This is a genomic window from Candidatus Babeliales bacterium (genome assembly GCA_040879965.1).
Classification (GTDB): domain Bacteria; phylum Babelota; class Babeliae; order Babelales; family JACPOV01; genus JBBDJI01.
Genome location: JBBDJI010000011.1, coordinates 1 through 14,233, shown reverse-complemented (window position 1 = coordinate 14,233; position 14,233 = coordinate 1). Strand labels below are relative to the sequence as shown.

The 14,233-nt window shown below is 30.8% G+C and carries 12 protein-coding genes and 1 pseudogene; 8 read left to right on the top strand and 5 right to left on the bottom strand.

Going from position 1 to position 14,233, the window contains the following annotated elements:
- The first annotated feature begins 50 nt into the window (after positions 1-50).
- Positions 51-335, top strand: a complete 285-nt coding sequence (locus WDZ41_02035) for a DUF1653 domain-containing protein (protein ID MEX0940112.1) — start codon at positions 51-53, stop codon at positions 333-335.
- Positions 336-445: 110 nt separating this feature from the next.
- Here the strand turns inward: WDZ41_02035 and WDZ41_02030 are convergent, their stop codons facing one another.
- Both WDZ41_02030 and WDZ41_02025 read right to left on the bottom strand, forming a co-directional pair.
- Complete coding sequence (locus tag WDZ41_02030; GenBank protein ID MEX0940111.1) at positions 446-1,576, bottom strand: glycosyltransferase; 1,131 nt, start codon at positions 1,574-1,576, stop codon at positions 446-448.
- A 36-nt stretch (positions 1,577-1,612) separates the two neighbouring features.
- On the bottom strand, positions 1,613-2,272 hold the full coding sequence (locus tag WDZ41_02025; GenBank protein MEX0940110.1) for a transaldolase family protein: 660 nt from the start codon (positions 2,270-2,272) through the stop codon (positions 1,613-1,615).
- A 181-nt stretch (positions 2,273-2,453) separates the two neighbouring features.
- Here WDZ41_02025 and WDZ41_02020 point away from each other — a divergent pair, with 181 nt between their 5' ends.
- On the top strand, positions 2,454-3,500 hold the full coding sequence (locus tag WDZ41_02020; protein MEX0940109.1) for an HD domain-containing protein: 1,047 nt from the start codon (positions 2,454-2,456) through the stop codon (positions 3,498-3,500).
- 57 nt (positions 3,501-3,557) lie between these two features.
- Here the strand turns inward: WDZ41_02020 and leuS are convergent, their stop codons facing one another.
- Positions 3,558-6,005: a leucine--tRNA ligase gene (gene leuS / locus WDZ41_02015; GenBank protein MEX0940108.1), complete on the bottom strand. Its 2,448-nt coding sequence runs from the start codon at positions 6,003-6,005 to the stop codon at positions 3,558-3,560.
- A gap of 220 nt (positions 6,006-6,225) precedes the next feature.
- Here leuS and WDZ41_02010 point away from each other — a divergent pair, with 220 nt between their 5' ends.
- From WDZ41_02010 to WDZ41_01985, 6 genes are all read left to right on the top strand, one after another.
- Positions 6,226-7,200, top strand: coding sequence for an ankyrin repeat domain-containing protein (locus WDZ41_02010; GenBank protein MEX0940107.1), 975 nt, complete (start codon positions 6,226-6,228; stop codon positions 7,198-7,200).
- Positions 7,201-7,209: 9 nt separating this feature from the next.
- Entirely contained in the window at positions 7,210-8,127 is a 918-nt protein-coding gene (locus tag WDZ41_02005; protein ID MEX0940106.1) for an ankyrin repeat domain-containing protein, read from the top strand.
- Positions 8,128-8,245: 118 nt separating this feature from the next.
- A complete protein-coding gene (locus WDZ41_02000; GenBank protein MEX0940105.1) occupies positions 8,246-9,535 on the top strand; it encodes a glycosyltransferase in 1,290 nt (429 codons plus the stop codon).
- Positions 9,532-10,788 (top strand): glycosyltransferase family 4 protein, encoded by a 1,257-nt coding sequence (locus tag WDZ41_01995; GenBank protein MEX0940104.1) that lies wholly within the window; start codon positions 9,532-9,534, stop codon positions 10,786-10,788. Before WDZ41_02000 ends, WDZ41_01995 begins: the two co-directional genes overlap by 4 nt.
- A gap of 62 nt (positions 10,789-10,850) precedes the next feature.
- A complete protein-coding gene (locus tag WDZ41_01990; protein MEX0940103.1) occupies positions 10,851-11,474 on the top strand; it encodes a hypothetical protein in 624 nt (207 codons plus the stop codon).
- 177 nt (positions 11,475-11,651) lie between these two features.
- The gene (locus WDZ41_01985; GenBank protein MEX0940102.1) at positions 11,652-12,362 is read left to right on the top strand and encodes a hypothetical protein; all 711 of its coding nucleotides are present in this window, start codon (positions 11,652-11,654) and stop codon (positions 12,360-12,362) included.
- Between the two features lie 3 nt (positions 12,363-12,365).
- Here WDZ41_01985 and WDZ41_01980 read toward each other — a convergent pair whose 3' ends face one another.
- Positions 12,366-13,229: a hypothetical protein gene (locus WDZ41_01980; GenBank protein ID MEX0940101.1), complete on the bottom strand. Its 864-nt coding sequence runs from the start codon at positions 13,227-13,229 to the stop codon at positions 12,366-12,368.
- 262 nt (positions 13,230-13,491) lie between these two features.
- A pseudogene (gene tnpA, locus WDZ41_01975) lies at positions 13,492-13,857 on the bottom strand (IS200/IS605 family transposase).
- Positions 13,858-14,233 lie beyond the last annotated feature (376 nt).

Here is a 14,233-nt window from a genome sequence, read left to right as displayed (position 1 = left end):
AGTATTTTTTATAATATATACGGTATAAAATACTTAAAAAAGGACTGTTTATGGCAAATCTCGTAGATAACTCGACTAATAAACGCGATCTGATTACACCTGGAAATATTTACACGCATTATAAAGGTAAACAATATCAAGTTTTACATATTGTTTTTAGTGAAAATGATGCCTTAGAAGAATGGGTTGTATATCAAGGTTTATATGATGATCCAAAATTAGGCAAAAACCCAATTTTTACTCGACCACTTAAGCAATTTTGTGAAATTATTAATTTTGAAGGAACTGAACAACCACGATTCAATCTTTTTGCAAATAATATCACAAGGTCATAGTGATAACTTTGCAGGAGCAATGCCAATTGTGCAATAATACTGCTACCGGGTTATTTGCCAATACTCCCACAACAAGCGGTAGAGATACTGACAATGTATGGGTACTTTGATTACATTTTCAAAATAGTTTGATAATACGATTCCATTTTTTCAACTAAAACATCAGAGCAAAATTGTTGAGCGGTAACTATAGCATTACCGCTCAACTTATCAAAAATTATTTGGTCTCTTTTTAGCTTTAAAATATGCTCAATCATTTCTTGCTCATTATCAATTAAATAACCATTTATATTAGATTGAATAATATCTTTACAACCTGGAGCATCAACTGCAATAACTGGTAATCCACTTGCCATTGCTTCTGCCAATACCAGGCCTTGTGTTTCAGTTTCTGAAGCAAAAATAAATAAATCAGCTGATTGATAATATTGTAATAATTCTTCTCTTGATGGCTTTATAACAAAACGAACACGCTGTGGACATAATAATAATTCATTATATGCATATCGTTGCAATTCTTCAGCATCTGAGCCGTAACCAATTAATGTACATTGAACTTCATCTGCAATCATTTTGATTGCACGCAATAAAAATGGAATATTTTTTTCGGGTACAAATCGACTTACGGTAATTAAATGAAACAACTTAGTTTTTTGCTTAAATACTTTCTGTTTTATGTTTCCAAAAAAAATATCTTCTATGGGGCTAGGAATAACAATTATAGGTTTTTTAATTTGTTCTTCAATTTGCTTTTTTATAGTTAAAGATGGTGCTATAACACCATTCACCGCATTACAAAATTGTTTTACTTGCCTGGTAACTAAAGGATATGAAATTTTTTCTGGAATTGGTACATAATGAAGATATCGCTCATATTGAGTGTGATAAGTAAAAACTACTGGAATATTATATTTTTTTGCAACTTTTTTGCCAATATTACCAAGCAAAAAAGGATGATGCACATGAATAATATCGGGTTTTTTTTCTTGTACAAGTTTTTCTATTACTTGTGTTGCTTTAAATGGAATAGCTGCATAATTTTTTTTATATAAAAAACGTGCAATAGTTGGTACCCGAATAATACCACTATCCTCATCAAGTTCTTTGCCTAAAAAATCAAGCGTAATTATATAAGTCTGATGGCCTCTTTTTTTCAAAACTTGATACCATGCATCAACTGCACGAGCAACTCCACCAGAATACGGTTTATAATTATTTGTAATATGAAAAATTGTTAACATAAATACTATGTTAAAGTAATTTTTGCAATCAAACAATTAAGGAAATTGTTTAATACCAAGTTTTTGCCAATCTGCAAGAAACTTTTCCATGCCACGGTCAGTTAATGGATGGTTTACTGATTTTTCAAGAACATCTAAAGGCACTGTTACAACATCAACACCTGCCATTATAGCATCATGTAAATGGCGTACATGCCGAATTGATGCCGCTAAAATTTGTGTATCAAATTCATATTGATCAACCATTGTTCTCATCTCATATAACAGATCAATACCTTCAACATCAATATCATCCCATCTACCAATAAAAGGTGAAATATAGCGTACACCAAGTTTGCACATAAACATACCCTGAACAAGCGTAAAAACTAAAGTAACATTTATTTTAACGCCCTCTTTGACCAATCGCTTAATAACTTCATAATAATTTTCATGGCATGGAACTTTCACGATGACATTTTCTGCAATATCTGCAATTTTAAGCGCTTGCTCATAAACTTTTTGTGGTTCAATTTCAGTAATTTCTACACTTACATCACGATCACCAAGCATTTGGCAAATATCTTGTACTACTTTAGTTGGATCTCCTCCCTCTTTTGATAAATGACTTGGGTTAGTTGTAATGCCATCAATAATACCCATAGCTAACCAAGTTTTTATTGCTTTACGATCTGCCGTATCTAAAAATATTTTCACTTTATTTCTCCTTTCTTTGCGATTTAAAATAAAGATAAAAAGATCAATTAATTCTTTTTAACAAATAGCTATGCAATAAAACAATCTTACCGGGCAAAATTGACTCGGTATAGCTAAACAAGTATACTGCATAAAAATATCAATTCATCAATTTATTAAAAAAAGTAAAAAGGCTACTTTTATGAATTTTTCTTATTTTTTTACTTTTATTCTTTCATTTTTTCCGTTTTTTTCTAATTCTTACAAATTAGAAACGGTATATGGTTCTGATACTATTAAAGAACCAGTTCTTATTGAACTCATTGAATGCCCTGCTATGCAACGGCTCAAAAATATTCATCAATATGGCATTATTTATTATATTGCTAATCCTGGAGAATATTCTCGCTTTGAACATAGCCTTGGCGTATTTTTTTTAGTTCGTAAATTTGGTGGTTCATTAAATGAACAAATTGCTGCTTTGCTCCATGATGTATCACATACTGCCTTTTCACATGTCGGTGATTATATTTTTAAGCATAAAGATGGCAAAAGTTCTTACCAAGATGATATTCATCTGTGGTTTTTAAAAAATACTGAAATTCCTGAAATCTTAACCAAACATGGTATTTCATTTGAAAGTATAAACCATAAAGATAATGGTTTTACTATGCTCGAACAAGACCTTCCTAATGTTTGTGCTGATCGTTTTGAATATATTATGTATGGCGGATTACTTGAAAATAAATTAACAATCGCCGATATACAAAAAATTATGACTCAGGTTACTTTTAAAAATGGTAAATGGATTTTTAATTCTCAAACATTAGCAAAAAAACTTGCTGATACTTCTTTATATTTATCAGAACAAGTATTTGGTTCTGCATTAAATGATGTTTCTTACCATTGGACCGCGAAAGCATTGCGCAGAGCGCTCAAAATTAACCTCATTAGTTTAAATGATATTCATTTTTCAACCGATTTAGTTATTTGGAATAAACTTAAAGAAAATAATGATCCAAAAATAGCTGGATTAGTTAAAAAGTTATGCAGTATTTGTGAGCATTATAAATTAGGCACAGAAGAAAAATACGATCTTTCATTTATTTCTAAGTTCCGTGGGATTAATCCATGGGTTCAAACAAAAGATGGCATTAAGCAATTAACAGAAGTTGATAAAGAGTATGCACTCACATTTAATGCAATAAAAACTCGCATGAAAAAAGGTTTATATATTTGCTGTTTATAGAAAATTGTATTTTTCTAGCCAGTTAAAAGGCTCGAATTATCGAGCCTTTTAAATTTATCATTTCACTACAAAGTTAATCAATCTATCTGGTACAAAAATCACTTTTACAATTTCTTTACCTTCTAGCCATCTTTGAATTTGTATTACCGCTTGTTTATGCACCATTTCTTCTGATTGACCTGGTGTAACGATAAAACTTCCACGCATTTTACCGTTCACCTGCACTACCATTTCAATTTCATCACGTTTTGCAAGTTCAAGATCGAATTCAGGCCAAGTACAATCTTGTAATTTTTTATTAAGTAATCGCTCAAGTAATTCTGCGCTCATAAATGGAATCATAACTGATAAAGCCACCAATAATTTTTCAAGCGTATCTTTACTTAATTTCATTCGTGCATCTTGCACATCATTCAACCATTCCATACAAGCGGAAATTGCGGTATTTGGTTTGAAAAGATTAATACGCTCTTGATAATCCTTTAAAAACTGATGAAAGCGCTTCGTAACTGCTTCATCTTCGTTTCCATCTGATAAAATATTTGCAGGATCAGTTAAATAAATCCACAATCGATTTAAAAATCGTTTAATACCTTCAAGACCAGAATCTTGCCATTCGCAATCGAGTTCGGGTGGTCCCATAAAAAGAATATACATTCGCAATGTATCAGCACCATACTCATCAACAATATTATCTGGATTAACCACATTCCCTTTTGATTTGGACATTTTCTCAACAAAGCCAGTGATTTCAGAATATTTATTCACCATGCCTTGATTAAAAAGATGCGTAAATGGTTCATCAAATGGTAAATATCCAAGATCATGCAATACTTTTATATAAAAGCGGGCATACAATAAATGCAAAATTGCATGCTCAATACCACCAACATATAGGTCAACTGGCAGCCAATATTTCATATCGCTTTGATCAAACGGTTTATCTTTTAAGTTAGGGTTTGGATATCGTAAAAAATACCAACAAGAGCCGGCCCATTGGGGCATTGTATTTGTTTCTCGTTTTGCTGCGCCACCACATTTTGGACAAGTTGTATTCACCCATTCAGCAATATTTGCAAGCGGTGATTCACCAGTTCCCGTTGGTTTATATTCTTTTACTTCAGGTAATGTAACGGGCAGTTCGTTTTCTGGTACTGGAACAATGCCACAATGCTGACAATGAATTAATGGAATAGGTTCACCCCAATAACGCTGGCGAGAGAATATCCAATCACGCAATTTATAATTAATTTCTTTTTGTCCCCACCCTTTATCTACCAAGTAATTCCCAATTTTTTCACGACCTTCTTTTTTTGCTTGAAACCCATCAAACTGGCCACTATTAATTAGTTTACCATCATCTGGATATGGTTTAATTAAATTGTCTTCTTGATCAACTTCCACTAATGGCGATGTAATTACTAATTTAATTGGCAAGTCATAGGCTTGTGCAAATGCAAAATCGCGCTCATCATGTGCAGGTACTCCCATTACAATACCTGTGCCGTAATCTTTTAGCACATAGCTAGAAATAAATATTGGTAGTTTTTCATTATTCACTGGATTAATTGCATATGCCCCGGTAAAAACGCCAGTTTTTTCTTTATGCTCAGACAGCCGTTCAAAAGGCGTCAATCGTTGCACATATTTTTTATATTCTGCAACTTCTTCACTGCGTTCGGGAATTACAATTTGATTTACTAATTCATGCTCCGGCGCCATAACCAAAAAGCTTACTCCATAAATTGTTTCGGGGCAGGTGGTATACACAGATAATGGTATTAAATTTTCTTGCAAATCAGTAGTTTGAAATTCTATTTTCAACCCTTCACTCTTGCCAATCCAGTTACGTTGCATAGTTTTAACTTTTTCAGGCCAATCGAGTTTATCAAGACCTTCAAGAAGTTTTTCTGCATAATCAGTTATACGCAATACCCATTGCCGCACATTTTTTTGGATCACTATTGATCCACAGCGCTCGCAATTACCTCCAACAACTTCTTCATTAGCAAGCCCTGTCAAGCAAGATGGACACCAATTAATTGGTACTTGAGCTTCATACGCAAGCCCAGCTTTAAACATTTGCAAAAAAATCCATTGCGTCCATTTATAATAATCTGGATCAGTTGTATTTATTTCTTTGGTCCAATCATACATGCAACCAGTTTGTTGAAGCTGTCGCTTAAAGTTAGCAATATTTTGTGCCGTATTTACCTTTGGATGGATACCTTTTTTTATAGCATCATTTTCTGCTGGTAGCCCAAATGCATCCCATCCCATCGGATGCAATACATTAAAATCTTGTAACCATTTTATTCGTGCATAAATATCAGAAAGAACATAACCACGCCAATGACCAACATGTAATCCAGAGCCAGAAGGATAAGGAAACATATCAAGACAATAATACTTTTTCCCTTCACCGGTGGGCTTAGCCTGACCGATAGGATGCTCTTGCCACTGTTTCTGCCATTTTTCTTCAATATTTTTAAAGTCATAACTCATAGGGAATTCCTTTTGAAATTTTTCGCAACAGATCTTATATAAAGCTTACCATAAAAGCAATTTTTCAAAAACACATGTGTTATCTCTATCATGGTATTGTAAAGCTTAACTTATCAAACATTTACTAGAAAAAACTATTGCCGATCTAGCCAAATGTATTATGCTTGACCACAAATCTAAACTATATGCAAAATGAAAGATATGATAAGGAAAATCTTATATGAAAAGTTTTATAAAAATACTAAATATATCAATAATTTGTATATCATCCGTTTTTGCGATGGAGGATCCGCTCAGAACAAGTGGTATTCAACAAGAAAAATTCGTTAATCAGGCAATACAACTTATATTTCAAGCAAGTAAGAACGGAGACATTTCAACTATTAATCTCCTTGATCAGCAAAGTAAAAAATGGCAAAAAAAAGGAATTTTAACAACACCTTTGATTAAAATTTTTGATCCGCTTGGCACCTCTCCACTGCATGTTGCCGTTTATCATGGCCAGATTAAAGCAATAAAAAAACTATTAGAACTTGGCGCTGATCCAAATGAATATGATAAGTTTAAACCCACTGTTTTACATGCTGCCTGTGCTAATGAAGAAACTTATGAAGATACTGTTTATGCCATAGTAAAATTTTTCTTAAACAAAAATGTTAATCCTTCCCACACAACCTTACAGTTTTTTCGTGAAAATAATTCTGAACAACCAATAACTGCTCTGAACTTTGCGCTAAAAAACAAATTTTATAAAGTAGTAGGATTATTGCAAAAAGCCATTCATGCTAAGGCGGAAAAAGAATTAATCTCTTTTTATAAGTCAAATAATGAAAACAAACAAAAAGAAGAAATTTTTGACTATAAACCTGAATTTATTAAAGATACTGATACTTTAAAAAAATTAATAGAAATGGCTCAAAATATAAAGCCAACGGATATACAAGTTATTCAAGAAAATGATGTAGTAAAAATTTCTAAAAAAACAGTTGCTGATCTTGTTAAGTATATATTAATTAATGGAGGGCAAATAAAAAAAATGGAAGTTTTTTCACCTCTTTTCGACATTCATTTGCTCTTATATTTAGTTGATAGAAAAGAAAATGATATAAAAATTAATGGCCCAATTTATAATGCGTATCAAGAATGTTATGGCATTGGCACTTCTCTAGAAAAAATTAAGTCTATTTATGAATAGGGATCGTGAATGAAGCCTTTTATTAAATTATTTAGTTCATTAATAATTTTTATCCCATCAATTTATTCAATGGATATTAGTAAAGAAGAATTAAAATATTGCATGCTTTGCGTAAGCGCTGATGGCGATATAGAAAAAATGAATACCTTTTGCCAATTCGGCGAACAATGGAATATAAAGGAAGATCTTATTCAATTTCTGACTAACGATGGTTCCTCTCCTATTCACATTGCTGCTTATAAAGGTAAAATTAAAGCAGTAGAAAGACTACTTGAACTTGGAGCAAAACCAAATGAACATATAATAAATATACATCGCAAGCAAGTAGAAAAAGAATGCTTCTCTGAGTCTGGTCCAAATTCATTACATACTGCTTGTGCTAATGATAAAATTCCTGAAAATATTGTATATAGTATTGTAGAAATTTTACTAAAACATGGCGCTAATCCCTGTCATAAAACTTTTAATTTATTTAATCAATTTTTTGAAAAACCAGTAACACCAGTGGATTTTGCTATAAAAAACAAATTTTATACGGTAGCTGAATTATTACAAAAAGCTATCCATAAAAAAGCTGAAAATGAATTTATCACTTTTCATAAACCAATTGACGAGTTAATTGGTTCTAAGCCAGGCGTTATAAATGATAGCTATACTCTCCAAAAGTTAATAAAAATGGCCCAAGGTATAGAATATATACCCCTAGAACTTATTGAAGAAAATAACACCATAAAAATTGCTAAAAAAACACTTGCTGATTTGGTTAAATGTATAATCATACATGGCGGTCAAATAAAAAAATGGGCAATTTGCCCTTCGCTCAATATGCAACTTATTGATAAACAAGAAAACTGGATACATATTGAAGGCCCTATCTATGAAACATTTAAAGAATGTTATGGTTATACTATTCTGCATGATCAATAGATAACCTTTATTACTGTTTTTTCTTTATATCTTTTTGTAAATCATTGATCTCTTATCTAGTCATGATCTATTTTTTTATTATTAATCTGGGGAATAAAAAGAGAGCAATAAGGAAGATATGAAAAATAAAACGAACAGTTTTTTATGTTTAATAGCCGTTTCAACTTCTTTTTTTAATTGTACCCGTTCTGAAACTACGGCAGATTTTGATTTAACTGTGGCTGGTTTAATTTGCTTTGCTGATGGCATTGGTAGACAAACTATTGGTATTATTGATTGTTTAAAAAATGATCTAAAAATTAATTTTTTAAACACAAGAAATAATCAAATGAATCTGCAAGATATTGCAGAAGATACACAAAAAATTATTACTAATCAGCAGCACGGCTATAGCAATGTAGTTATTTTAGAAGATGTATTAACTAATGGTAATCCAATTGAAGAATTACGAGAAAATTATTATACATTATTGCCTGAATCTACTATAAAATTCGCTTACACTATGTTTGAAGCTACTACTATTCCGGATAGTTGGCCCATTATCTTAAATAATCATTTTGACGCAGCAATCGTCCCTGATGAAAACTTAGTAGATGTCTATAAAAATGCTGGCGTTATTATTCCTATATTTGTTTTGCCACTGGGTATTTATATCGAAGATTTTTTAGCAAAACCACAAAAAAAATCTTTACCCAATAATCCTTTTGTATTTGGCTTTAGTGGTTCCTTTGCTGAACGTAAAAATCAAATGGTATTGCTTGAAAGCTTTATATATGCATTTGGCAATCGTGCTGATATACAATTAAAAATTCATGGCAGAAGTGGTAGTGAAATCGCACAACAATTAAAATACCGTGTTCAGCAATTAGCAATTACGAATGTAGAAATTATTGAAGAATGTTTTAGCTGGAAAAAATATGTTGCATTTATGGAAAGTATAGATTGTTATGTTTCACTTTCTAAAGGAGAAGGATTTTCAATTACACCTCGTGAAGCATTAGCGCTTGGCATTCCATGCATACTTTCAAATAATACTGCCCACAAAACAATTTGCAACACAGATTTAGTATATGCGGTGGATTGCCCAATTGTTCAACCTGCTTTTTATTCTCATTTAAATCAATCAATTGGCTTTGATTTTAATTGTACTATTAATGATGCTGCACAAGCTTTTATTGATGTATACGAAAATTATAAAATATATCTAGAGAAAGCTGCTCGAGGAAAAAAATGGGTTAAACGATATCTTTATAATAAATTACGTCCTTATTATCTTTCATTAATAAAACCTAAAAAAGTAATTTTTGGCACTGAAAATTATATTACAAAAGATTGTTTAATTACCTCTTGCCGAGAACTTTATCAAAAATATAAAAGGTTTTTACCTCTAAAAAAAGGTATAGCATGAAGTTAAATTTTTTTATTTTTTTATTTTTTGTTTTTAATCAAATACTGCCTGCTCCATATTTAACTGTCGTGGGGCCTATTTGCTTTCCTGATGGCATTGGCAGGCAATCAATAAGTATTATGGAATGCTTAAAAAATGATATCGAAATTAATTTTATGTCTTCCCGCAATACTATAAATATTGAAGATGTACCAAGTTCCATAAAATCAATTATAAAAAATCCTTCTCACGTTTTTGGTCAAATAATGATTTTTGAAGACACTCTTGATTATTTTCCCAGTGTACTGGAACATACTCCAAGTTCTATAAAAATTGCTTATACAATGTATGAGAAAACACAATTACCGTCAGAATGGGTTGAAATCCTTAATTCTTATTTTGACGCCGCAATAGTACCAGATGAATTTTTAGTTGATGTATACAAAAATTCAGGAGTTATTATTCCTATTTTTGTACTTCCACTCAGTCTTTATTTGGAACCATTTTTGGAAATTCCTGCAAAAACACAGGCGAACTTTCCTTTTATTTTCGGTACAAGTGGCATGCTTTCAGACCGTAAAAATCAATTACTTCTACTAGAAGCTTTTGAAAAAACATTTGGTAATTCTCCTGATGTAAAATTGAAAATTCATGGACGAAGTGGATTTGAATATGCCAAACGATTAAAAGAGCGTATTGATCAATTAAAATTAACTAACGTAGAATTAATTGATAGAACCTTCACTTGGATTGAATATATAGAATTTATGGCATCATTAGATTGCTTTGTTTCAGTTTCTCGTGGTGAAGGGTTTTCAATCCCTCCACGGGAAGCGCTTGCACTCGGCATTCCTTGCATTATCAGTGATAACACTGGTCATCAAACCTTATGTAAAACTGGTTTTGTAAAAGCCATTCCCTCATATAAACTAGAAAATGTATCAATAAATAAAGATTACTCTTCTAGCTCTTTTAGGAATAATTATTATCAACTCCATGAGCCTTATGAATTCGAATGTTCCTTGAATTCAGTATGCTTGGCATTAAAAGATACTTTTTTTAATTTTGTTCATTATTTAAAAGAAGCAATTATTGGGAGAAAATGGGCATCTCAATTTGTTCATGATGAATTAAAAGAAAAATATTTGACATTAATTAAACCAAAAAAAGTAATTTTAGGCCTATCTAATAAAATTACTAATGGCAGCCTTATTACTGATTCAAAAACCTTATATGAAAAATACTTGCAAGTAATTAATGTACAATCGCCCTGAAACTTGCATCACATTCTTAAATCATTACACTAAAAAGAAACAATAATTTTTGAAGGAAAAATATGACAACTACTATCAAACAGGTAAATCCAATATCACAAAAACATGACGAAGAAATTCTTGTTGTAAAACGATCAGAACTGTTTGATAACGAGTTAGCATGGTCCGGTTTAAAAAAAGTTAATTTCGATAATTATCTAACCCTTATTCAAGATAAAAAAGAATTTTTGAGCCGTTCTTTAATGGAAAAAGATCCTCAATATAAACAAATTATTCCTTACTTAGTTTTTGAGTATGAAAATCGTTATTTTTTAATGCAACGTGCGGCAAAAGCAACAGAACAACGTTTGCAAAATAAATTTTCTTTGGGCATTGGTGGACATATCAGAAAAGAAGATATGGCAACCGATTCTATATTTGACTGGGCAAAACGAGAATTTCATGAAGAAGTAAACTATCAAAGTTCTTTTAAAATTGAACCACTTGGTATTTTAAATGACGATTCAAATGAAGTTGGGCAAGTACACATTGGTTTTGTATTTTTGTTGCATGGTAATTCTGAAAAAATTAGCATCAAATCTGAACTAAAAAATGGCCAATTATTAACGCTTAATGAAATGCATCCATATTTTAATAATATGGAATCATGGAGCCAACTTGTTTTTGAATTTCTTTTACAAAAATAATTTTTAATTTATTTATCAGTAATTTTATAGCTTTAAGCTTTTTTTATCGCTTAAAGCTATCTTTTTTAGCAATTTAATTAAAAATTATACAAATTTTCTCAATATTATATTAAAAGCTCCACTAATTCATTCTATTTGAGTCATACTAAAATAAAATATAAAAATTTGAGGATAGGTATGTATTTTTTAAATCTAAAATCATTAATAACTGATCTATATCATGAAAAAATTCGATTAAGTTATGGAATATTTTATTTTGCTTTATTTTGCATCGCTTATATTTTAGGTTTTAGTTTTATTAATGCATTACCAACTTTATATACTTTTATTTTTACGCTCATAAAAAACTATTTAGAGCAACAAGCAAAACCGGCCAATTTACAGATTTACGTTTACACAGATATGCAACAATTAATCCATTATATAAATCTCATAATATTAATGAGCGGGATTTTTATATGTTTTATTTTCTATGCAAATAGTATTCGTACTTTTTTTAAACGAATAAGTACTTTGTTATGGACCCTTAATGTGCGTATTGTTTTAGTAACTACTATTATTTTTTTGTTTTTTATTCTTATATTTGGTTCATATTTTGGATATAAACTTACTTTGCTTACCTATGATATACCAAAAGGTCCAGTGATTTTTAAGCCATTTAAACTGCTTTTTAAAGTAACTGGCACTTATCCAGTAGCTAAATCAGTATGGGACAAAACTTATATTCTTCCTAAAGCAAAAATCCTTTTTAATCAAATTAACAACATCAGCTTTATCATGTATTGCATTGCACAAATGATAAGCATATTTTCAACTATTTGGATAATTTTACGGTTATATATAATAATTCATTTTTTGAAAAAATCTAAACAAGAAATAGGTAATTAATAGCTAATTAAATTTCCAGGCAATTCCACCAGCAACTATAAAATGATTTTTATTTTGATTTCCAAATAAATGTTGCGTAATAGGCACCCCAATTCCAACTTGCAAAATTAAACGTTGTGTTGAAAAAAATAAAGATGGGCCTATGTATACAATGTTGCCACCTGAATTCGGATCTTTGCTATTATTTATTTTATCTGGCTGACTATACATTCCATTAAATTCTACCATCCAAGTCAATAACCACTTTTTGGATCGATAGGCAATATTTTTTCCAATGCCCGCCTGATAAAAAAATTGATTGCCAAATTTAATACCTTTACGTTTTGTGGTTAAAAATACACCTGGTGAGAAAAAATAATACCAATCTATTGCAAGATGACTATACGTACCTCCTAAAAAAAAACTTACCGATCCATAACCCGTAGAAGGGTTTTTATCAGAAATTCCTGTAGGAAAAAATAAAGCACCAATTGCTGTTGCCTGATTACCATACGTAGACGTATCTTTGTTATAATAAGCATATTCTGCTTGAATAAACATATCTTCAAGCCCAAATGTCTGCTGATTATTCTCTTTAAATTTTGCTGCTGGTATACTTAAAAATATTGAAAGATCATCACGAATTCCATATAAAGGATACGGAAACAATTCATTAGATTTTTTGTTATTTCCCTTTGTAAAATAATCATAGGCATATACCTGAAAATCTCCCTTATCAATAACATTCTGACCAAAGCTAAATAAGGGGCCCAATTGCTGGGATGTGGGCAAAGAAAGATTCCCTTTTTCTATATACTTTACTACATCTTCTTCTTTGCCATAATTTATCGCTAAATAAAAAAACAATAAAAAAAATATTTTTTTCATGTAATAACTCTAACTTTTTTTACTTTTATATGTTTATGTTTCTACAATACGAAATTAAAAAAAATCAATCGAGTTTTTTTATAATTATGAAAGGTACTTATAAAAAAAGATAAAAATTTGCGCTTAAAAATCTTAAAATTAGATTAGCTTTTCGTAACTGGACTACTAAAAATATTCTCGCTTTATGTGCTCATATTTTTTATTGTATATTAAACCACACACGGCCTAAAGGCCGTGGAATTCGAAGCACAAGACGAAAGTTTTATTGATTTCTTACATATTTTAATATTGCTTCTTCAGAGCAATATCCAACAGTTTCGGAAAAATAGCCTTCGGACCAAAAATCAGTTCCCCACAAAAATTTCTTAATTTCCGGTAATTCTGCTCTAATCATTTTGCTAGATATTCCTTTTAACAAATTTACCGCTTTACTCACACTTATGCTTGGCGGTAATTGTATCACAAGATGAACATGATCTATTTGTATGTTTAGTTCTTGAATTGCCCAGTCATTTATCTCTGCACATTCGCGCAATAGCTTTTCCAATCTAGTTTTAACTTTTCCCTCTAACACTTTTTTTCTATATTTTGGTAACCAAACTATGTGATACATGTTCCTATGCTTTGTATGTGCCCCATGCCAATATTTTTTTCATACTTTTTTAGTATATCATATTATAGCATAAGCTTGAGATTCGCGCTCAAAAACTATGTTTTTTCGCTCGCTCCACTTTAGCGATGACAATTCATCCCCGGGCTTAAAAGCCTAACGGGGTTTTCTTGTCATTTTTAATAAAAATACATGTATTAGCTAAAAAAATACCCACAGAAATAGATCTTATAGAAAAATCACAATATAAATACGCTAATTTTTTACTTACGCCAATACCAATAAGAAATTGCACCAATAATTGGTAGAGTTAATGCCAAAGTTGTTTTTATAGGATTGTTTTTTATTACGCATAAGAATTTTGAAAAATTGGATGCACTTTTCCATAATAATG